General features: G+C 59.4%; 17 protein-coding genes and 1 tRNA gene. 10 read left to right on the top strand and 8 right to left on the bottom strand.

Annotated elements, in window-relative coordinates; genetic code table 11:
- Window positions 1-43 precede the first annotated feature (43 nt).
- Both V5E99_RS02965 and V5E99_RS02960 read right to left on the bottom strand, forming a co-directional pair.
- Window positions 44-832 carry an SDR family NAD(P)-dependent oxidoreductase gene (locus V5E99_RS02965; RefSeq protein ID WP_499800811.1) on the bottom strand — a complete coding sequence of 263 codons (789 nt, stop codon included), beginning with the start codon at window positions 830-832 and terminating at the stop codon, window positions 44-46.
- Window positions 833-884: 52 nt separating this feature from the next.
- Window positions 885-1985 carry an alkene reductase gene (locus V5E99_RS02960; protein WP_499800809.1) on the bottom strand — a complete coding sequence of 367 codons (1101 nt, stop codon included), beginning with the start codon at window positions 1983-1985 and terminating at the stop codon, window positions 885-887.
- A 148-nt stretch (window positions 1986-2133) separates the two neighbouring features.
- Here V5E99_RS02960 and V5E99_RS02955 point away from each other — a divergent pair, with 148 nt between their 5' ends.
- The 3 genes from V5E99_RS02955 (at window position 2134) to V5E99_RS02945 (ending at window position 4946) form a co-directional block, all read left to right on the top strand.
- The gene (locus tag V5E99_RS02955) at window positions 2134-2730 is read left to right on the top strand and encodes a TetR family transcriptional regulator (protein ID WP_499801091.1); all 597 of its coding nucleotides are present in this window, start codon (window positions 2134-2136) and stop codon (window positions 2728-2730) included.
- A 125-nt stretch (window positions 2731-2855) separates the two neighbouring features.
- Window positions 2856-3476 carry a TetR/AcrR family transcriptional regulator gene (locus V5E99_RS02950; RefSeq protein WP_499800807.1) on the top strand — a complete coding sequence of 207 codons (621 nt, stop codon included), beginning with the start codon at window positions 2856-2858 and terminating at the stop codon, window positions 3474-3476.
- Between the two features lie 210 nt (window positions 3477-3686).
- Entirely contained in the window at window positions 3687-4946 is a 1260-nt protein-coding gene (locus V5E99_RS02945) for an OmpP1/FadL family transporter (protein WP_499800806.1), read from the top strand.
- 90 nt (window positions 4947-5036) lie between these two features.
- Here V5E99_RS02945 and V5E99_RS02940 read toward each other — a convergent pair whose 3' ends face one another.
- Window positions 5037-6497: an efflux transporter outer membrane subunit gene (locus tag V5E99_RS02940; protein ID WP_499800804.1), complete on the bottom strand. Its 1461-nt coding sequence runs from the start codon at window positions 6495-6497 to the stop codon at window positions 5037-5039.
- A 208-nt stretch (window positions 6498-6705) separates the two neighbouring features.
- On the opposite strand from V5E99_RS02940, the gene V5E99_RS02935 reads away from it, so the two are divergent.
- Window positions 6706-7815: an efflux RND transporter periplasmic adaptor subunit gene (locus V5E99_RS02935; protein ID WP_499800803.1), complete on the top strand. Its 1110-nt coding sequence runs from the start codon at window positions 6706-6708 to the stop codon at window positions 7813-7815.
- Window positions 7812-10907 carry an efflux RND transporter permease subunit gene (locus tag V5E99_RS02930; RefSeq protein WP_499800802.1) on the top strand — a complete coding sequence of 1032 codons (3096 nt, stop codon included), beginning with the start codon at window positions 7812-7814 and terminating at the stop codon, window positions 10905-10907. Before V5E99_RS02935 ends, V5E99_RS02930 begins: the two co-directional genes overlap by 4 nt.
- Before the next feature lie 357 nt (window positions 10908-11264).
- Here V5E99_RS02930 and V5E99_RS02925 read toward each other — a convergent pair.
- Window positions 11265-11352, bottom strand: a tRNA-Ser gene (locus V5E99_RS02925).
- Window positions 11353-11475: 123 nt separating this feature from the next.
- On the opposite strand from V5E99_RS02925, the gene V5E99_RS02920 reads away from it, so the two are divergent.
- Window positions 11476-12147 carry a Bax inhibitor-1/YccA family protein gene (locus tag V5E99_RS02920; protein ID WP_499800800.1) on the top strand — a complete coding sequence of 224 codons (672 nt, stop codon included), beginning with the start codon at window positions 11476-11478 and terminating at the stop codon, window positions 12145-12147.
- Window positions 12148-12212: 65 nt separating this feature from the next.
- Here V5E99_RS02920 and V5E99_RS02915 read toward each other — a convergent pair whose 3' ends face one another.
- A complete protein-coding gene (locus V5E99_RS02915) occupies window positions 12213-12539 on the bottom strand; it encodes a YceK/YidQ family lipoprotein (RefSeq protein ID WP_499800798.1) in 327 nt (108 codons plus the stop codon).
- Between the two features lie 58 nt (window positions 12540-12597).
- Window positions 12598-13035, bottom strand: a complete 438-nt coding sequence (locus tag V5E99_RS02910; protein WP_499800797.1) for an Lrp/AsnC family transcriptional regulator — start codon at window positions 13033-13035, stop codon at window positions 12598-12600.
- Window positions 13036-13167: 132 nt separating this feature from the next.
- Here V5E99_RS02910 and V5E99_RS02905 point away from each other — a divergent pair, with 132 nt between their 5' ends.
- Window positions 13168-14064 (top strand): DMT family transporter, encoded by an 897-nt coding sequence (locus V5E99_RS02905; RefSeq protein WP_499800795.1) that lies wholly within the window; start codon window positions 13168-13170, stop codon window positions 14062-14064.
- Window positions 14065-14067: 3 nt separating this feature from the next.
- Here the strand turns inward: V5E99_RS02905 and V5E99_RS02900 are convergent, their stop codons facing one another.
- Entirely contained in the window at window positions 14068-15105 is a 1038-nt protein-coding gene (locus V5E99_RS02900; RefSeq protein WP_499800793.1) for an FUSC family protein, read from the bottom strand.
- Window positions 15106-15143: 38 nt separating this feature from the next.
- Window positions 15144-16769 carry an NADP-dependent glyceraldehyde-3-phosphate dehydrogenase gene (locus tag V5E99_RS02895; protein WP_499800792.1) on the bottom strand — a complete coding sequence of 542 codons (1626 nt, stop codon included), beginning with the start codon at window positions 16767-16769 and terminating at the stop codon, window positions 15144-15146.
- 374 nt (window positions 16770-17143) lie between these two features.
- Between V5E99_RS02895 and V5E99_RS02890 the strand changes: the two genes are divergently transcribed.
- Genes V5E99_RS02890 through V5E99_RS02880 form a run of 3 tightly spaced genes read left to right on the top strand, consistent with a single transcriptional unit; the run spans window position 17144 to window position 20202 of the window.
- Window positions 17144-17506, top strand: a complete 363-nt coding sequence (locus tag V5E99_RS02890) for a c-type cytochrome (RefSeq protein WP_499800791.1) — start codon at window positions 17144-17146, stop codon at window positions 17504-17506.
- 18 nt (window positions 17507-17524) lie between these two features.
- Window positions 17525-18919, top strand: coding sequence for a D-arabinono-1,4-lactone oxidase (locus V5E99_RS02885; protein WP_499800790.1), 1395 nt, complete (start codon window positions 17525-17527; stop codon window positions 18917-18919).
- A complete protein-coding gene (locus V5E99_RS02880) occupies window positions 18919-20202 on the top strand; it encodes a DSD1 family PLP-dependent enzyme (RefSeq protein ID WP_499800789.1) in 1284 nt (427 codons plus the stop codon). Before V5E99_RS02885 ends, V5E99_RS02880 begins: the two co-directional genes overlap by 1 nt.
- Window positions 20203-20366: the final 164 nt, after the last annotated feature.

Below are 20366 nucleotides of genomic sequence, written 5' to 3'. Positions count from 1 at the left end.
TGCGCCTGCATCGAATCCGGCGCGAATGCTCGCTACCAAAAAATCACTGTGGAGTCTGGTAGCGCTGGGCAACCGCAGACTGGCGGATTTGCCCCAGCAGGCCCTGGCGTGCGCCCTGCAGGTCATCCCAGCGCTCAGCTTCTTGCAGCGGCGGGATGGTCACAGGTTCGCGACGATCGAAACCGACCAGTGCGGCATCTACCAGATCGTCCACTTCCATGATTTCGTTCAAGGTGTTGATGTCGATGCCGGAGCGATCCCAGATTTCGGTGCGGGTGGCGGCGGGCAACACGGCCTGCACGTAGACGCCCAGAGGCGAAAGTTCCAGGCTCAGGCCCTGGGAAAGGAACAGCACAAATGCCTTGGTCGCACCGTAGACCGTCATGCCGAACTCCGGCGCCAGGCCCACCACCGAACCAATGTTGATGATTGCGCCGTCGCCTGCCTTGGCCAGGCGTGGGGCGATGGCGCTGGCGAGCCGTACCAGCGCCGTGGTGTTGAGGGCGACCAGTTGCGCAATGCTGTCGGTGCTTTGATCGACGAAGTGACCGGACAGCGCGGCGCCGGCGTTATTGACGAGAATACCGATACGGGCGTCGTCGCGCAGGCGGCTTTCAACGGCGGTCAGATCGCTGAGTTGGGTCAGGTCCGCCTGAATGACATCGACGGCGACGTCGTGTTCGCTGCGCAAGCGCGCTGCAAGTGCGTCCAGGCGAGCCTGATCGCGGGCGACCAGTACCAGATCGTGGCCGCGTTGCGCGAAGCGCGCGGCGTAGACAGCGCCAATGCCGGTGGAGGCGCCAGTGATCAGAACAGTAGGGCGAGTGCTCATGGGGTATCTCTCTTTCAGGATGTGAGAAACAGAAAGTGCGTTCACTGATTACTCAGCTTGCGTTAGCGCTCGAATCAGCCAGCGTCGGGTAGTCGATGTAGCCCGCCGCGCCGCCGCCATACAGGGTGGCGGGGTTGAAGGCGGACAACGGCGCGCCACGCTTGAGGCGCTCCACCAGATCCGGATTACCAATGAACGGGCGACCGAAGGCGATCAGATCGGCCTGGTCTTCGGCGAGCCTCGCGGTCGCCAGGTCCAGGTCATAGCCGTTGTTGGCAATGTAGGTGTTTTTGAAACGCTGGCGCAGGGCGCCGAAATCGAAGGGCGCCACGTCGCGCGGGCCACCGGTCGCACCTTCGACGACGTGCAGATAAATCACACCGAGGGCATCGAGCTGCTCGGCGACGTAATCGAATTGCGCTTGGGGGGCACTGCTGGAAACGCCATTGGCGGGTGAGACCGGGGACAAGCGCACACCGGTGCGATCCGCGCCGATTTCATTGATGACGGCCGCCGTCACTTCGAGCAACAGACGCGCACGATTTTCAATCGAACCGCCGTAAGCATCGGTGCGCAGATTGGCGCTGTCCTTTAGGAATTGATCCAGCAAATAGCCGTTTGCACCGTGAATCTCCACGCCATCGAACCCGGCGGCGACCGCGTTGGCCGCAGCCTGACGAAAATCGGCGACGATCCCCGGCAGTTCGCTGAGTTCCAGCGCGCGGGGCTCGGAAACGTCTTCAAAACGATTGTTGACGAACACTTTGGTCGCGGCACGCAGCGCAGAAGGGGCCACCGGTGCGGCGCCGTTTTCTTGCAGATCGACGTGTGAGACGCGGCCGACATGCCACAGCTGCAGGAAGATTTTTCCGCCCTTGGCGTGGACGGCATCGGTGACTGTGCGCCAGCCGTCTATTTGCGCCTGCGTGTAGATCCCGGGGGTGTCCTGATAACCCTGGCCCTGTCGGGAAATCTGCGTGGCTTCGCTGATCAGCAGGCCGGCGCTGGCGCGTTGGCTGTAATAGGCGGCCGCGAATTCACTGGGGACAAAGCCCTGGCCTGCGCGGTTGCGTGTAAGCGGTGCGAGGACGACGCGGTTCGACAGCGCGAGGCTACCAAGGGTGTAAGGGGTGAACAGATTCTGGTTGGTCATCTGGAGTTTCTTCCGTGCCCGTGGATGGAGATCGATGTTGCGTTCAATTAGGATGATGATCGAAATCTAAACTGCCAACGGTTTTGATTATGACCAGCATCTATGTATGATTGGGCGCATGATTCCCGGTAAACACGAGGTATTGCACGTGAGAGTGACCAAGGCACAGGCGCAGGCCAATCGAGAGCACATCGTTGAAACGGCCTCAAAGATGTTCCGTGAGCGCGGTTTTGACGGCGTCGGTGTGGCGGATCTCATGGCGGCTGCCGGTTTCACCCATGGAGGCTTCTACAAGCATTTCGGTTCGAAGGCCGACCTGATGTCCGAAGCCTCGGCCTGCAGTCTTGGCAAATCGTTGACAGGTGCCCAGGCGCTTGATGTTCCCGGTTTCATCAACGTCTATGTGAACAGAGAACATCGCGACGGACGCGGCAGCGGTTGCACGATGGCCGCATTGTGTGGCGACGCAGCGCGTCAGGCGGACGATGTGAAATCGACGTTTGCCGAAGGCATCGAACATACCCTGCAGACCCTGGGAGACAAATATCCAACAGGGCCGGACGCTGCGGTGGGTGAGGGCAGAAAGAAAATGATCGACCTGCTGTCTCGAGCGGTTGGCGCGATTATTTTGTCGCGAGCTTGCCCGGATGATTCCGCGTTGGCGGATGAGATTTTGAAGGTGTGTCGCGCTGAAATGTTTGCTTCATTACCGGTATTGCCGGTCGATAAAGTGGAAACGCTGTAGAAGAACGGCTTTCGGCGATTACCCGCTTCCATCCGATCAGCCGAGTATACGAATGTTCGATTCGTGACTATATGTACTATTGGTCACGATTTGTAAGTCCTCGATAGGGTGAGTAAGCTGTTCCCATGAATCAGCCATCAATATTTTCGTCCGGCCCACGTGGCCCAGCCGACCATGACATTCGCGATCAGATTGTCGCGGCAGCCAATGAACACTTCAGTCAATACGGCTATGGCAAAACCACTGTTTCTGATCTGGCCAGGGCCATCGGTTTTTCCAAGGCGTACATCTATAAATTCTTTGATTCCAAACAGGCGATCGGCGAGGCGATCTGCTCAAACTGTCTGGGGCAAATCGTTGCAGCGGTAGAACAGGCTGTTAACGCAGAGGCGATTTCGCCGACCGAGCGTTTCCGCCGATTGGTGAAAACCGTGATTGCCACGGGTGTGAACCTGTTCTTCAATGATCGCAAGCTCTACGACATCGCGGCATTTTCCGCAGCGGAGCGCTGGCCCAGTGCCCAGGTGTATGAGGAGCAGATCAAGCGCTTTATCTTCGACATCGTGCGTCAAGGGCGAGAGGTCGGAGAGTTCGAGCGCAAGACCCCGCTGGACGAGACCGTCGAGGCGATCCATCTGGCCCTGCGTCCCTTCGTCAACCCGTTGCTGCTGCAGCACAATCTGGATTTTATTGAGGTAGCGCCCACGCTGACCTCCAACCTTATTCTGCGTAGCCTGATGCCCTGACCAAACGCAGATCACCCTTTCAGGTGATCTGCGCCAGAGCGACATCCCCCTTATCAGGTTTCCTGTTCCCGGCACATGCATGCCGGAACGGCGTTAAATTTTGCTGTCTGTGACCATTGACTGAAATGGTCACTTGGATAATATGGCTTCGCTGTCGTTCTCGATGTTCTTTTTCAGCGATCCCATAGAGTCCAGATAATGAAAAAAATAATGCTCAAAAATCCCGTTGGCTTGGCCGTCGTGCTGGCGTCCTCCAATGTATTAGCCGGTGGCTTTGCACTCAACGAGCAAAGCATCAGCGGGATGGGGTCCGGTTTTGCCGGGCGATCTTCGTCAGCCGAAGACGCCAGTACGATCTACGGCAACCCGGCGGGCATGGCGCGGCTTAAACGAGAGCAGATCAGCGTGGGGACTGCTACGTTGTTTGCCAAATCTGACATCAGCCGGACTCGCAGTACCTTCGGCGGCAAGGAAGACGGCGACATGGTGCCCACCACCACTGTACCGATGGGGTATTACGTCAAACCGATCGATGAGCATTGGGCATTCGGCGTCGGGTTTTATGTGCCTTTCGGGCTGATCACCGACTACGGCAGTGGTTTTGCCGGACGCTATTACGCCAACAAGAGTGAAGTCACCACGCTGACCTTCCAGCCGACGATCAGCTACGCCTTTAACGAAAAAGTCTCGATCGGATTCGGGCCGACCATCAACCGTATCGGTGGAGAGATATCGGGCATGGTGCCCAATCCACTCAGCCCGGGGCGTAATGACGGCAAGCTCAAAAGCACCGGCGATGACACCGCACTGGGTTTCAACGCCGGCGTGCTGGTGCAGGCGACCGATCAGACCCGTCTGGGCCTGACGTATCACTCCAAAGTCAGTTACCACCTGGACGCCAAAACCAAGGTCACGGATGGCATCTTCAGCGTGCTGGGCGTCAGCGGCCGTAGCTATGACGCATCGCTGGATGTGGACACGCCGGAGTCGGTGGACTTTTCGGTGACGCATCAATTCAACAACGACTGGACGCTTTATGTGGGTAGTACGTGGACGCGGTGGAGCCGCTTCAAGGAACTGACGATTGAGAACAGCGGCTTGCCGCCGTTGCTGAGCGGCCAATTGGGGACGATCAGCGAAGAGCAGAACTGGCATGACACCTGGGCTCACGCGATCGGTGCGGCCTATCAACTGAATAAGCAATGGGTGTTGCGTGGCGGGTTTTCGGTTGATCAGTCACCCACCAACAATACCAATCGCGGCCCCCGGATTCCTACCGGCGACCGTAAGGTTGTCAGCTTCGGTGCCGGCTGGACGCCCGTGGACAATGTCACGATCGATCTCGCGTATTCCTATCTTTGGGAGGAGAGCGTACAGATCAACGACACCTCGGCGACCCGGGGTGCGTACAGTGCCAAGTACAAGAACAGTGCGAGCGGGTTCGGTACTTCTGTCAGTTACCGCTTCTAGTTGAACGCGGTTAAGCCCAAATGCGGGTCGGGAGTACACGTGTCTCCCGACTCTCATTAACCTGGTCTGAAAACGATCTGGCGGTGCTGCTCAGCGCGCCGTTACAGACTGCGATTCAGCGGGTTGCCAGCCTCCGCCGAGCGACTTGAATACCGCCACCGCCGCACGGGCCGATTCCGTCCGCGCTTGCGCTCTGGCGTCGGAGGCCTGCAGCAGTGTTTCGTCGGTGTGCAGGACATCGATCAGGCTGGCTGTGCCTTTTTCATAGGCGGTGAATGAGGACTGGCGAGCTTGAGTCAGTGCCGCTTCGCCGCCGGTGAGGGTGGTGGTCTGGGTTTGCCGATTCACCAGTGAGGACAGCGCGTTCTCTACATCTTCGGTGGCGCGCAGTACCGACTGGCGATACGCGGCCAACGCTTCAGCTTCCTGTCCCTTGGCCTGATCTATCTGGGCGTTGATGCGTCCGAAGTCGAAAAGCCTCCAGCGCAGGCCCAGGACACCGCTCGACTGGCTCGCGCCGCTGGTGAAAAGATTGCCGCCGGAGACAGCTGTCGCGCTGCCCAGTAAGGTGCTGAGGGAAAATTTCGGGTAGTACTCGGCAATCGCTTCACCAATGCGCGCGTTGGAGACTGCAAGACGGCGTTCGGCCACGATCAGGTCCGGTCTGCGCCGCAGCAGATCCGCCGGTGTGCCCAGCGCAGTCAACAACGGTGCAACGGGAATATTGCCCTCACGTGCCAGTTGCGTGCGATGAGTGCCGGGAGGCGTGCCGAGCATCACGTCCATCGCATTCATGGCCGCCTCCAGACCGCTCTGCAGTACCGGAACGGTCGCCTGAACTTGTGACAATTCACCCTCGGCCTGGCGCACCTGGTACTCCGCGGCCAGGCCCTTGCCGTAAAGCAACCGGACCTTTTCTAGCAGCGTGCGCCGGGTGTCGACTTGCCGGTTGGCAATGTCCAGCCGTGCCTGTAATCCGCGCAAGGTGATGTAGATATCGGCCGTTTGCGCGGCGATTGCCAGTCGTGTAGCGGTGAAACCCGCTGCTGAGGCCTGGTACTCAGCCAGTGCCGCCTCACGCCCCCGGCGCAGTCCGCCAAATACATCGACTTCCCAGCCCGCCTCGAAGTTGGCCTCGTAGGCATTGCCGTAACGGTCATAGCCCGGTGTTGAATTCAATACCTGGCCCAGTGGCGTCTCGACGGACTGATAAGCGCGCGCAGCCTGTGCGTTGATGTTCGCCGAGGGCAGCAGTGCTGCGTTTGCGGCACCCAGGCCGGCCCTTGCCTGGGTGACTCGCGCCGACGCCTGCGCCAGGTCCAGATTCTGCTGTAGGGCCTGGTTGATGAAGTCGGTCAGCAGCGGATCATTAAAGTTTTCCCACCAGGCGACAAGGCTGCCTGGTGTCGATTCGGATCGCGGTTCGACAGCGGACTGGCCCAGGTAATGGTCAGAAAGCGGGGCGTCCGGACGCTGGTAATCCGGTCCCACCGCACAACCTGCCATCAGGCCGGCGGTAAGCAAAAGAGCAATCGGGCGGAGGGGAGGCATTGGAGTTCCTTGGTGGAGTGATTGTGACCATAATATGATTTGGTCACAATCTGTCAATTGATGACGCTCGTTAAGGCTCAGACTTTCTAAGGATTCTTGAGTATTTGTCTGAATTTACGACGCTGAAAATACTTCAATGCCGTGACCATTGACTACAATAGTCACAAGTATGAGAATATGATGATCATCCTATTTAGTAAGGGGACCTATGCGCCGGCTCCGATCTTTCCCCATTGCCGCATGCCTGTTGCCGCTCGCTCTGGTGGCGTGCGGTGATTCTTCCCCCGTAACCGACCCGCGTACTCAGGCGCCTTTGGTTCGGGCCTCCGCCGTTCAAGCGGCGGCTGACGGTTCTCGATCCTTTACGGGGGTTGTGACCGCGCGCATTCAGACCGACCTGGGTTTTCGCGTATCGGGCAAGGTGCTCGAACGTCTGGTTGACACGGGCCAGACCGTCAAGCGCGGTCAGCCGCTGATGCGACTTGACCCCATCGATCTTGGGCTGCAGGCACGCGCGCAGCAGGAGTCGGTCATCGCCGCCCGGGCCCGCGCCAAGCAGACAACCGATGACGAAGTTCGCTATCGCACCCTGGTCAGCGCCGGCGCCATTTCCGCATCGGCCTACGATCAGATCAAAGCCGCCGCAGACACTGCCAAGGCGCAGCTCAGCGCTGCTGAAGCGCAAGCGGACGTTGCCCGCAACGCTTCTGGTTATGCGGTGCTGGTCGCCGATGCCGAAGGCGTTGTGGTGGAAACACTCGCCGAACCCGGACAAGTCGTCAGCCCGGGACAGCCAGTGGTTCGACTGGCGCGGGCAGGGCAGCGCGAGGCCATCGTGCACCTGCCCGAGACGTTGCGTCCCGCCGCAGGATCCACCGCGCAAGCCACACTCTATGGTGACGCCTCGGGTGCTGTGACAGCGAAACTGAGATTACTTTCGGACTCGGCAGACCGCACGACGCGCACGTTCGAGGCGCGCTATGTACTGGAAGGCGCGCTGGCCAATGCGCCGATAGGTTCGACTGTCACCCTCAGAATCGCCGAGGGCTCGACACCTGTCGCGTCGTTACAAGTGCCTATCGCTGCGGTTTACGACGCGGGTAAAGGCCCTGGCGTGTGGGTCATCACCGGCACACCGCCAACAGTGACCTGGCGACCGGTTCAGATACTGGGGTTGAGCGACGATTCTGCGCGAGTGGCCGGCGACCTCGGCGTAGGCGAGCAAATCGTTGCGCTGGGCGCTCATCTGTTACGCGAGGGTGAGCCAGTGAGAATACCTGTGAAGAATGAAGCGACGGTTGCCGGGAGTCGTCCATGAGCGAAGGACGATTCAACATTTCCGCCATCGCCGTTCGCGAGCGGGCGATCACGGTCTTTCTGATTTTTCTGATCGCCGTTGCCGGCATCCTGGCGTTCTTCCAGTTGGGGCGTGCCGAAGATCCTCCGTTTACGGTCAAGCAGTTGACCGTCATCACGGCGTGGCCGGGGGCGACCGCACAAGAGATGCAGGATCAGGTCGCGGAACCACTGGAAAAGCGCCTGCAAGAACTCAAATGGTACGACCGCTCGGAAACCTATACGCGGCCAGGTCTCGCTTTCACGATGGTCTCGTTACTCGACAGCACGCCCCCTTCGCAAGTGCAGGAGGAGTTCTATCAGGCGCGTAAAAAACTCGACGATGAAGCCATCAAATTGCCGGCGGGCGTCATCGGGCCGATGGTCAACGACGAGTATTCGGACGTGACCTTTGCGCTGTTCGCCCTGAAAGCCAAAGGCGAGCCGCAGCGCCTGCTGGTCCGCGATGCGGAGTCCATGCGGCAGCGCCTGTTGCATGTGCCGGGGGTGAAGAAGGTCAACATCATCGGCGAGCAAGCCGAACGGATATTTGTTTCGTTCTCCCATGACCGGTTGGCGACCTTGGGCTTGTCACCGCAGGATATTTTTGCCGCGCTGAACAGTCAGAACGCACTGACCCCGGCCGGATCAGTCGAAACCAGCGGGCCACAGGTTTTTCTGCGTCTCGATGGTGCGTTCGACAAGCTACAGAAAATCCGCGACACGCCTGTTGTCGTGCAAGGGCGGACACTCAAGCTGTCTGATGTGGCGACGGTCGAACGCGGTTACGAAGACCCGGCCACTTTTCTGGTGCGCAATAACGGAGAAGATGCGCTGTTGCTCGGTGTGGTGATGCGTGAGGGTTGGAACGGTCTTGATCTTGGCAAGGCGCTGGATGCGGAGACCGTCAGGATAAATGAGGAGATGCCCCTGGGCATGAGCCTCTCCAAGGTCACCGACCAGGCAGTGAATATTGACTCGGCCGTCGGCGAGTTCATGGTCAAGTTCTTTGTCGCGCTGCTGGTGGTCATGCTCGTCTGCTTTCTGAGCATGGGCTGGCGTGTCGGCGTGGTGGTCGCCGCCGCCGTACCTTTGACCCTGGCGATCGTGTTTGTGGTAATGGCGGCCACCGGCAAGAATTTCGACCGTATCACCCTCGGGTCATTGATCCTGGCGCTCGGGCTGCTGGTCGACGACGCCATCATTGCCATTGAAATGATGGTGGTGAAAATGGAGGAGGGCTACGATCGCATCAAGGCGTCTGCCTATGCCTGGAGTCACACGGCGGCGCCGATGCTGTCCGGAACCCTGGTGACGGCGATCGGTTTTCTGCCTAACGGATTCGCTCAGTCCACGGCCGGTGAGTACACCAGCAACATGTTCTGGATCGTGGGTATCGCACTGATCGCTTCCTGGGTCGTTGCGGTGGCGTTCACCCCTTATCTGGGCGTGAAGCTGTTGCCAGACATCAAGGCGGTCGCGGGTGGACACGCGGCGATCTACAACACGCCGCGATACAACCGCTTCCGCCGGGTTCTGACTCGGGTCATTGCGCGCAAATGGCTGGTCGCGGGCACGGTGGTCGCGCTGTTCTTCGTGGCGGCTGCGGGCATGGGCCTGGTGAAGAAACAGTTCTTCCCGACCTCTGACCGTCCCGAGGTCATGATCGAGGTGCAGATGCCCTACGGCACCTCCATCGAGCAGACCAGTGCCACGGCTGCCAAGGTCGAGGCCTGGCTGCGCCAGCAGGACGAGGCAAAAATCGTCACGGCCTATATCGGTCAGGGTGCGCCGCGTTTCTTCCTGGCGATGGCGCCGGAGCTGCCCGATCCGTCTTTCGCCAAGATCGTGGTGCTGACCGACAGTCAGGAAACACGGGAAACCCTCAAGTTGCGTTTTCGTGACGCGGTCGCTCAAGGGCTCGCCCCGGAAGCGCGCCTCAGGGCATCGCAAATTGTGTTTGGTCCTTATTCGCCATTTCCGGTGGCCTACCGGGTGATGGGGCCTGATCCGGCAAAGTTGCGCGTGATCGCCGAGCAGGTGAGGGGCGTGATGCAGGATAGTCCGATGATGAGAACCGTCAACACCGACTGGGGTCCGCTTACCCCGGCCTTGCATTTCAATCTGGATCAGGATCGCCTGCAGGCAGTGGGACTGACATCGACTGCGGTTGCACAGCAATTGCAGTTCCTGCTGAGCGGAGTACCGATTACGGCGGTGCGCGAGGATATTCGTTCAGTGCAGGTCATGGGGCGGGCTGCGGGCGACATCCGCCTCGATCCGCAGCAAATCGCAGGCTTCACCTTGGTCGGTACGTCAGGGCAGCGAATCCCGTTGTCGCAGATAGGCGAGGTCGATGTGCGCATGGAGGATCCGATCCTGCGTCGGCGTGATCGCACCCCGACCATCACCGTGCGCGGTGACATTGCCGAAGACTTGCAGCCACCGGATGTTTCCGGTGCGCTGCTGAAGCAACTGCAGCCGATCATCGAGAAACTGCCTTCCGGTTACAGGATTGAGCAGGCGGGTGCGATCGAAGAGTCCGGCAAGGCCGGCAAGGCGATCATACCGTTGCTGCCGATCATGATCGCAATGACCCTTGTCATCATCATTGTGCAGGTTCGTTCAATCTCGGCGATGATCATGGTGTTCCTCACATCACCGTTAGGGTTGATTGGTGTGGTGCCGACACTGCTCATCTTCAATCAGCCGTTTGGCATCAATGCGCTGGTCGGGTTGATTGCACTGTCGGGGATCCTGATGCGCAATACGCTGATTCTGATCGGGCAGATTCATCACAACGCGCAAGAAGGGCTGGATCCGTTTCACGCAGTCGTCGAAGCCACGGTGCAACGTGCGCGACCGGTACTGTTGACGGCCCTGGCGGCGATCCTGGCGTTTATTCCCCTGACACACTCGGTGTTCTGGGGGACGCTGGCCTATACCCTTATCGGCGGCACGCTCGTTGGCACCATTATGACGCTGGTGTTCCTGCCTGCGATGTACTCGATCTGGTTCAAGATCCGTCCTGACGATAAGGGGCAAACTGAAACAGTTAAACTGGCACAGGCATAAAAGTTTGAAATCGAGGCCCGCTCTGTCGGGCCTCTTTGCCCCTTACTACTTATCTTTTGACTGGTCACATCTGGCAGGATCACTGACGGTTTTGTCGTTTATCTGAACGTGCGGTATTGGCCGTGGCGGACATTCACGCTGATCCGCTTCTGGCCGTAAGCTGTCTATCGACGTCACCGAATACTCATTGCGGGTGAGTTCTGAGTTTCTTGATCCAGGCTGGAAAGCTGGGATGGAGCGGGAGGGTTGCGGAAATAGCTGAAAAGATGCGGAAACGATCCAGAAAGGGAGGTCCAAAAAACGCGAGTAACAGAAACGACAAAGCCCTGACTAATCAGGGCTTTATCGGTACAAATATGGCGGAGGCGATGGGATTCGAACTCATGGACCTGTTACAGTCGACGGTTTTCAAGACCGTTGCCTTAAACCACTCGGCCACACCTCCGTTTGCGTTGCGGGCGCCATAATACCTGAATGAAACACACTGTCAAACTCTCTGCATAGCTTGTTACAGAGCGTCTGTTATGATCTTTGCCACTGAACGTTTCAAACCAACAGGAGTGTCGCCATGCGCGAACAGGATTACGCAGTTAATAACAGCGTGCAGGCTGAGCAGCTAGAGGTTAGCCGCGTCCTGCGCAACACGTACGGCTTGCTCGCCCTCACCCTCGCATTCAGCGGTGTGATGGCGTTCGTTGCTCAGCAGATGCGAGTCGGTTATCCGAACATCTTCGTTGTGCTGATCGGCTTTTACGGCCTTTTCTTCCTTACCAACAAACTCCGTGATTCGGCCTGGGGCCTGGTGTCGGCCTTTGCATTGACCGGTTTCATGGGTTTCCTGCTCGGCCCGATTCTCAACCGTTACCTGGGCATGCAGGGCGGCGCTGAAGTGGTCAGTTCCGCTTTTGCGATGACGGCACTGGTGTTCGGTGGTCTGTCGGCCTATGTGCTGATCACCCGCAAGGACATGAGCTTCCTGGGTGGTTTCATCACTGCCGGGTTCTTCGTGTTGCTGGGTGCGACGCTGGCGGGCATGTTCTTCAAGATCAGCGGTCTGCAACTGGCGATCAGCGCAGGTTTCGTGCTGTTCTCGTCGGTCTGCATTCTGTTCCAGACCAGCGCCATCATTCAGGGCGGCGAGCGTAACTACATCATGGCGACCATCAGCCTGTATGTATCGATCTACAACCTGTTCATCAGCTTGTTGCAGATCTTCGGCATCATGAGCCGCGACGATTAATCGCCAGGCATGAGCAATAAAAAACCCGCTTCGGCGGGTTTTTTATGGTCTGCGATTCAGGATCACTAGTTGAGGATGATGCTGCCATCGGCCTGCTGCCGGTAGACGGTGTAGGGCAGCAGCAATGTGTCCAGCGCGCCGGAAATGACCGCGTCGACCAGCAAAACGGCAGGGACGGAGGTGTGTGCCTGTGCATCGATGCCTTTCTCCAGCGGCGCATTCAGGTAGCAGAAGTCATACGTCACGCCGCTGTAAATCCATGGAATAGCACCGCAGTAGCTTTTCCGTTCCTTGAGACTTTTAACGGCTACTGCATCACCGCGCACCACCGTCTGGACGGTGCCGCAGCCCGCCAGCATTAGCGCCGCCAACATCAAAACATGAGTTTTCATACCGCCAATCCTTTAGCCGCAAAGGCATCAATCTACGCCAATCGGTACCAAACAACACTCACGCCATCGGCGGCAACCGGCGTTTGACCGGGGTTTTCTTGACGATCGCCGTGTTGGTTTCGGCGTGGGTATTGAGGCGGTCGAGCAGGGTGTCCAACTGCTCCATCGAGCGCACATGTAGCCGTGCGATGAAACAATCGTCGCCGGTCACCTTGTCGCACTCGGTGAATTCGGGAATCGCTTGAATCTGCCGTTCGACTTCCTGCAACTGCCCCGGCAGCGGGCGGATGCGCACGATCGCCTGAAGCTGATAGCCGAAACATTTAGGGTCGATCTCAACGGTGTAGCCTTTAAGTACGCCGCGCTCTTCGAGACGCCGCAAACGCTCGGCAACACTGGGCGAGGAGAGGCCGCTGATCTGTGCCAGGGCCTTGAGCGAGCGGCGTGAGTCGTTCATCAGAGCGGTGATCAGCACTTGGTCGATGTCGTCGGTCATGGCAAAACCTCTATTAGGCAGTTGAACAGAACAGCCTTGATAAAAAAGGCAGAAATCGAGTTTAGCCTGATTTTTGCGCTGGAGAAGCGCCTGGGCCGGTTGCCATAATTTGGGCTCAAACACAGGAGTCTGATGATGGACAAAACACTACGTCGCGGCTCGGTTGAAATGACCGCCGCCATGCTTATTTCCGGGACCATCGGCTGGTTCGTGCTGGTGTCAGGCCAACCGGTGCTGGACGTGGTGTTCTGGCGCTGCGCGTTCGGCGCCGGCACCTTGTTGCTGATCTGCGCAGTGTTCGGCTTCCTGCGCCCGGGCATTCTGAGCTTCACCACGTTCCTGCTGGCCGTGATTAGCGGTATGGCGATTGTCGGCAACTGGGTGTTGCTGTTTGCGTCGTATTCGCGTGCCTCGATTGCCATTGGCACGGCGGTCTACAACGTTCAACCGTTCATGCTGGTTGGCTTGGCCGCGTTGTTTCTCGGCGAGAAAATCACCCTGCAAAAGTTGTTCTGGCTGGTTGTTTCGTTCCTCGGAATGCTGGCGATTGTCAGCGCCCATGGCGAGCAGGGCGCGGGCGGTAATGACTACCTGACGGGGATTGGCCTGGCACTGGGGGCGGCGTTTCTCTACGCGATTGCCGCGTTGATCATCAAACGCCTGACCGGCACACCGCCACATTTGATCGCGTTGATCCAGGTCTGCACCGGCGTGCTGTTGCTCGCGCCTTTTGCGCACTTTTCGGCACTGCCGCAGGCGCCAAGTGCCTGGGCCAGCCTGGTGACCCTGGGCGTTGTCCACACCGGTTTGATGTACGTGCTACTTTACGGTGCCATCCAAAAACTGCCGACGGCGCTGACCGGCGCGTTGTCGTTCATTTATCCGATTGCGGCGATTTTCGTTGACTGGTTCGCGTTCGGCCATCGCCTGGAACCGTTGCAATGGCTTGGCGTGGCCGCGATCTTGCTGGCCGCCGCCGGCATGCAACAAGGCTGGGGCCTGAAGCTGCGCCGGGTGGCCACGCCGTGATTGTCAGAGGTTCCAGCGCGGAGCAGTTTTGGCCAGACGCTGGCGCATTTCGGTGACGTTGGCGGCCAGTTGCCGGGTCAGTAAACGATAGCCGTCCAACGGACTGTATACCGGCGCATCAAGGCTGGCGTCCGGCAGTTCCACTGGCCGACTGAGCCGCTGGGCCGCACCGGACTTCAAGGCCCGGGCCATGCCGATCAGTTGCACGCGGATCTGCCGGTGTTCGGCTTTCAGCGCCGTTTGCAAATGCACCATGGCCTGCGGGTCACTGGCATCCGGTCGCGTATTGCCGAGGATCTCCAGCGTGCTGATACACATCCGCAGGTTGCGTTGAATGGCATCCAGTTCGGTCATGGAAATCCGCACTTCCTTGGACACCGAGGGCATCAGCGAGCGCAGTTGCACCATGACCGCGTTCACCCGCCCCATCAGCTTGAGATGCTCATCAGCGGAAACCGATTGACCATTGATGATCCGCCCATAAATGGTCGCGCAGTCGCGCAAGGCATCGGCCAGGTTGTAGCGCCAGGAGAACACCGCATACAGCGGCAAGGCAAAGGAAAACGCCAGGGCCAGGGCGATGCCGATCAGGATATCGACCCCGCGCCATAACCCGTCAGTGACCGGGTTGTCGCCATGCCCCGCGACGATAAACACGGTAATCGCCGACAGCAACGCCGTGTAACCGCCCTTGCCAATGGCGTGGTACGAGAAGAACCCGCACACCACCGACATCGCGAAATAGGTCAGCCATGGCATTCCGAGCCAGGCTTGTTGCGCCACCAGCAGCAAGCCGACGCCGGCACCGATCAAGGTGCCAATCGCCCGCTCGGCGGCTTTCTTGCCGATGTTGCCGTGATGCTGCAAGCCACCGATCACTACCAGCATGGTCACCGACGCCCACTCGCCGTGGGGCAGGTGGATGCCGGTGGTCAGCAGGATCGTCGCCAGCAACCCCAGCGAAACCCGCACCGCATGGATAACCCTGGCGTTGCGATAGCGCCGATACGGGTCCAGCAGCGGACGTAATAATCGACGCATCAGGGGCGGCAGGCGATAGGCGCTCAGATCGGGTCTCCTCAGAAGATGTAGTCGGTGGTCAGGAAGCTCGAATCCCGTCCGCGAATGATCTCGCTGATGAGTGCTTTGTTGCTGTCCTGGAACTTGGTCGCCACCAGTGTCCGGATCGAAAACACCCGCAATGCGTCATGCACCGACAGCGTGCCCTCGGCGGAGTTTTTGCGGCCGTTGAACGGGAAGGTGTCCGGGCCGCGCTGGCACTGGGCGTTGATGTTGATCCGCCCGACCTGATTGGCGAAGGTGTCGACCAGTCGGCCAACCGCCACCGGGTTGGTGCCAAAGATACTCAACTGCTGGCCGAAGTCCGACTCCAGGACGTAATCGATCACGGTGTCCAGATGCCGGTACGGCACGATTGGCACCACGGGGCCGAACTGCTCTTCCTGATAAACGCGCATTTGCGGGTTCACCGGGTACAGCACCGCCGGGTAGAAGAATGACGCACGGGCCTCAGCGCCATTGGGGTTGACCACGGTAGCGCCTTTGCTGACGGCATCCGCCACCAGTGCGTGCAGGTAATCGACTTTGGTCGCTTCCGGCAACGGCGTCAGGGCCACGCCGCTGTCCCACGGCATGCCCGGTTTGAGGGTGGCGAGTTTGGCGTTGAATTTCTCGATAAACGACTCGACCACGTCTTCATGGACGAAGAGGATTTTCAGCGCCGTGCAGCGTTGGCCATTGAACGACAGTGAGCCGGTGAGCGCTTCGCTGACGGCGTTATCCAGATCCACTTCAGGCAGCACAATGCCGGGGTTTTTCGCATCCAGGCCCAACGCGGCGCGCAAACGGTGTGGTTTCGGATGGAGTTTCTTCAGGTCGCTGGCGGCCTTGTTGGTGCCGATAAACGCAAAGATATCGATCTTGCCGCTGGCCATCAGCGCACTGACGGTTTCGCGGCCGCTGCCGTAGATCACGTTGATCACGCCGGTCGGGAAGCTGTCGCGGAAGGCTTCCAGCAGCGGTCGAATCAGCAGTACGCCGAGCTTGGCCGGTTTGAACACCACGGTGTTGCCCATGATCAGCGCCGGGATCAGCGTGGTGAAGGTTTCGTTCAGCGGGTAGTTGTAAGGCCCCATGCACAGCGCGACGCCCAACGGTACTCGGCGGATTTGCCCGAGGGTGTCCTGTTCCAGCTCAAAACGGCTGGAGCGGCGGTCGAGTTCCTTGAGGGCGTTGATGGTGTCGACGATGTAATCGCAGGTGCGGTCGAACTCTTTTTCCGAGTCCTTGAGGTTCTTGCCGATTTCCCACATCAGCAACTTGACCACGGCTTCACGCTGCTGGCGCATGCGCCCGAGGAAGGCCTCGACGTGCTGGATGCGTTCGGCCACGCGCATGGTCGGCCACAGGCCCTGGCCCCGGTCGTAGGCGCGGACGGCGGCGTCGAGGGCGGTGAGGGCGGTTTCGGCGTCCAGCAGCGGCGTGCTGCCGAGGATCACTTGCTCATCGCCATTTTCGCCGGTCAGGTACACCGGGCTGCGGACCTGGGCGAGCGGACCGTTCCAGGTGCGCAATTGACCGTCAACCAGGTATTCACGCTGCTCGGTCTGGCCGTCGAGGCGGTATTTCTCCGGGATGTCGCTGCTGTCGGGAAACAGATTGCCAAGGATGTGTGCTGTGGTCATGTCGCTACCCCGTGTGGATTCGGATGCACTGATGAATCGTTTTAGCAGACCTTGGCCTTGCTTGTCATGACCCATCTCAGGTGAGCGTTGCCTATTCAAGATAGTCGCTGCTGTGACCACAAGTGATGAGATCGACACCTCCTCATTGTGGGAGCGGGCTTGCTCGCGAATGCGGTGGGTCAGCCAATATCAATGTTGAATGACACACCGCATTCGCGAGCAAGCCCGCTCCCACGGGAGATTGGCTGGCCTCAGAAGCCCCCCTTAGTGTCCGGCAATGCCCTCAATCTCCCGGCGTGCCTGGCTTAGTGTTGCCTCTGCTTGACCACAATAAAAAATGTGCCCCCGGCCGGCGCACCACACGAGAGGACGCTATGCGGACAAACAGGTATGCGGCGTTTCTGATCGTCGCCACGCTGCTCAGCGGTTGCGGCGAGGCGCCCACCCCCCCGGCTACCCGCACCGAAGCGGCCACTGCAACGCCCACCGATGCCGCTCTGGCCCAGGTCTATGCCAATAGCTGCAAGCTCTGCCACGCCAATCCCGCCGCCGGGGCACCGCTGACCGGCGATAAAAAAGCCTGGGAGCCTCGGGTGTTGCAAGGCGCCGACACGCTGCTCGATCACGCGATCAACGGCTACAACGGCATGCCGCCGATGGGGATGTGCATGCAGTGTTCAGAGGAAGAATTCCTGGCGCTGATTTCATTTATGTCCGGTCAGTCCATCCAACAATAAGAACGGCAGGTGCACTTCATGACAATGGACCTGACACGACGTCAGTTATTGCAACGGGCGAGCGTCATCGGTACTTTCACCGCGCTCGGCTCAAGCCCGGCACTGGCCGAATGGCTGCGTGCGCCGCGCTTGATTCCCTGGCGCAACTGGTCGGGCGGCCAGAGTTGTTTGCCAGCGGCGCGTCTGGCGCCGAAAAACCTCGATGAATTGACCCAGGTGATTCGCCAGGCCCCCGGCAAAATAAGACCGGTCGGCTCGGCGCATTCCTTCAGTGCACTGGTGCCCACCGACGGCACGCTGTTGTCGCTGAGTTACTTCACCGGTCTGCTCGATCACGACGCGAACACCGTGCAGGCCGAATTCGCCGCCGGCACACCGATGTCCCGCATGGGTACGCCACTCAAGGACATCGGCCAGGCCCTGCAAAACATGGCTGACATCGACTACCAGACTCTCGCGGGCGCCATTTCCACCTCAACCCACGGCACCGGCAAGACCTTTCAATCCTATTCGGCCCACGTCTGCGGCTTGCAACTGGTGACCGCCAGCGGCGAGGTGCTGGACTGCGACGGCAACCGTCATCCCGAAGTATTCAACGCGGCCCGAGTGTCCCTCGGTGCATTGGGCGTGGCGACTAAAATCCGTCTGCAAAACCGTCCGGCGTATCGATTGAGAGAACGCCAATGGATCGCCAAGACCGAAGAACTGCTGGAAGACCTCGACAAAAACACCCGGGAAAACCAGCACTGGGAAATGCTCGTGGTGACTCATTCCGACTACGCCTTGTCGATCGCCCTCAACGAAACCACCGACCCGGCCACCCCGCCGATTCCGGCCGACGAGGAGGGCGGTAATGAGTTCGTGACCCTGATCGAGAAGATCGACAAGTACGGCAGCGACTTCCCCGACCTGCGCCGCACCATGCTCAACAACCTGCGCCACCTCGCCAGTTTCGATGACCGGGTCGGCGACTCGTTCGACATCTACGCCAACGTGCGCACGGTGCGTTTCAACGAGATGGAGTATTCGGTGCCGGCGGAATACGGCCCGGCGTGCCTGCGGGAAATCCTCAAACTGATTCAGGACAAAGACCTGCGCACCTGGTTTCCCATCGAGTACCGCTATGTCAAAGCCGACGACATTCCCCTGAGCATGTTCGAAGGTCGCGACAGTTGTTCAATCTCGGTCCACCAGCATTACCAAATGGACCATCACAACTTCTTTGCCGCCGTCGAGCCGATTTTCTGGAAGTACAACGGCCGGCCACACTGGGGCAAGTTGCATACCTTGAACGCTAAAAACCTGCAGCCACTGTACCCGCGCTGGCGGGAGTTCATTGAGGTGCGCCAGGCGCTGGACCCCAGCGGCAGGTTTCTCAACGCGCATTTGTCATCGATTCTGGGGGTGAGCTGATGAGCGTGAATCGCCGCCATTTTTTGCTTGGGACATTGGGCGTGGGAGCGTTGCTGGTGGGTGTCGGTGCGTGGTTGCGGCCCGGGGATCGAGGCGGGCCGTACAGCGATTATTTCCGCGCGCTGAACCGCGAGTTGAAGGACCACGGCCCGATGCGCCCGGTGATGCTGATTGATCTGGATCGCCTCGATCACAACATCGACGTGGTGACGCAATCGGTCCGGCGCGCCGGCAAACACTTGCGGTTGGTGGAGAAATCCCTGCCGGCACCGGGGCTGCTGACGTACATCGCCAAACGCGCCGACACCCGACGCCTGATGTCGTTTCACCAGCCGTTTCTCAACCATGACGCGGTGCAATTTCCCGACGCCGACATCCTGCTGGGTAAACCGCTGCCGGTGCGTTCAGCGCAACTGTTTTATCAAACCCACACAGGGCCGTTCGACCCGGCGAAGCAGTTGCAGTGGTTGCTCGATACCCCGGAGCGGCTCCAGCAATACCTGGCGCTGGCCCAAGGTCTGGGGACGCGGTTGCGCGTGAATATTGAACTGGACGTGGGCTTGCACCGTGGTGGCGTGAGCGACCTGGGCGTACTCGGGCAGATGCTGAAGCTGATCAGCGCTCACCCGCAGAATCTGGAATTCGCCGGGTTCATGGGTTATGACCCGTTCGTGGGCATGGGCGTGCCGGGGATTCTCGGTTCGCCCGAAGAACTGTTCGCCAAGGTCATGGTGATCTACAACCGCGCCGTCGATTTCACTCGTCAGCAATATCCCGGCCTCTGGCGAGATGGACTGACGCTCAACACCGCCGGCAGCCCGAGTTATCGCCTGCATGAGCAGGAGCGCCTGAGCACCGAAGTGTCGGTGGGTACGGCGATGCTCAAGCCGACGCACTATGACTTGCCATCACTGGTGGATCATGTACCGGCCGCGTACATCGCCACGCCCGTATTGAAAAGCACCGGGGCGGTGAACATTCCGGCACTGGATGACAAGTCGCGATTGTTTTCGTGGTGGGACGCCAATCAGCGCGAGACGTTTTTCATTTACGGCGGCAACTGGATGGCCGAGTTCGAATCCCCCCAGGGGTTGCAGAGCAACGGGGTGTATGGCCGCAGCTCCAATCAGGAAATGGTCAACGGCTCCAGCGCGGTGGGGGTGGCGGTGGAGGATCAGGTGTTCCTGCGCCCGGTGCAGACCGAGTCGGTGCTGTTGCAGTTTGGGGATTTGCTTGCGGTACGCGGCGGCAAAATTGTCGATAGCTGGCCGGTCTACACCTGAACACCAATCCAAATGTGGGAGCGAGCTTGCTCGCGAACGCATTGTGTCAGGCACCATCAATGCCAACTGACACTCCGCCTTCGCGAGCAAGCTCACCCCCACATTTTTGGATATCGCCAAATAGGCAGGTCGCGGTTTAGAGTAAGCGGCCATTCAAGGAAGAA

It is taken from the genome of Janthinobacterium sp. LPB2021202312-11-4, assembly GCF_037049705.1.
Classification (GTDB): domain Bacteria; phylum Pseudomonadota; class Gammaproteobacteria; order Pseudomonadales; family Pseudomonadaceae; genus Aquipseudomonas.
This window is presented reverse-complemented; position numbering and strand designations above follow the sequence as displayed.

Coding starts and splice junctions, on each gene's coding strand:
- V5E99_RS02920 (WP_499800800.1), top strand. CDS start 11,476: ATGCGCGAACAGGATTACGCAGTTAATAACAGCGTGCAGGCTGAGCAG.
- V5E99_RS02930 (WP_499800802.1), top strand. CDS start 7,812: ATGAGCGAAGGACGATTCAACATTTCCGCCATCGCCGTTCGCGAGCGG.
- V5E99_RS02935 (WP_499800803.1), top strand. CDS start 6,706: ATGCGCCGGCTCCGATCTTTCCCCATTGCCGCATGCCTGTTGCCGCTC.
- V5E99_RS02945 (WP_499800806.1), top strand. CDS start 3,687: ATGCTCAAAAATCCCGTTGGCTTGGCCGTCGTGCTGGCGTCCTCCAAT.
- V5E99_RS02895 (WP_499800792.1), bottom strand. CDS start 16,769: ATGACCACAGCACACATCCTTGGCAATCTGTTTCCCGACAGCAGCGAC.
- V5E99_RS02960 (WP_499800809.1), bottom strand. CDS start 1,985: ATGACCAACCAGAATCTGTTCACCCCTTACACCCTTGGTAGCCTCGCG.
- V5E99_RS02915 (WP_499800798.1), bottom strand. CDS start 12,539: ATGAAAACTCATGTTTTGATGTTGGCGGCGCTAATGCTGGCGGGCTGC.
- V5E99_RS02940 (WP_499800804.1), bottom strand. CDS start 6,497: ATGCCTCCCCTCCGCCCGATTGCTCTTTTGCTTACCGCCGGCCTGATG.
- V5E99_RS02890 (WP_499800791.1), top strand. CDS start 17,144: ATGCGGACAAACAGGTATGCGGCGTTTCTGATCGTCGCCACGCTGCTC.
- V5E99_RS02905 (WP_499800795.1), top strand. CDS start 13,168: ATGATGGACAAAACACTACGTCGCGGCTCGGTTGAAATGACCGCCGCC.
- V5E99_RS02910 (WP_499800797.1), bottom strand. CDS start 13,035: ATGACCGACGACATCGACCAAGTGCTGATCACCGCTCTGATGAACGAC.
- V5E99_RS02885 (WP_499800790.1), top strand. CDS start 17,525: ATGACAATGGACCTGACACGACGTCAGTTATTGCAACGGGCGAGCGTC.
- V5E99_RS02965 (WP_499800811.1), bottom strand. CDS start 832: ATGAGCACTCGCCCTACTGTTCTGATCACTGGCGCCTCCACCGGCATT.
- V5E99_RS02880 (WP_499800789.1), top strand. CDS start 18,919: ATGAGCGTGAATCGCCGCCATTTTTTGCTTGGGACATTGGGCGTGGGA.
- V5E99_RS02950 (WP_499800807.1), top strand. CDS start 2,856: ATGAATCAGCCATCAATATTTTCGTCCGGCCCACGTGGCCCAGCCGAC.
- V5E99_RS02900 (WP_499800793.1), bottom strand. CDS start 15,105: ATGCGTCGATTATTACGTCCGCTGCTGGACCCGTATCGGCGCTATCGC.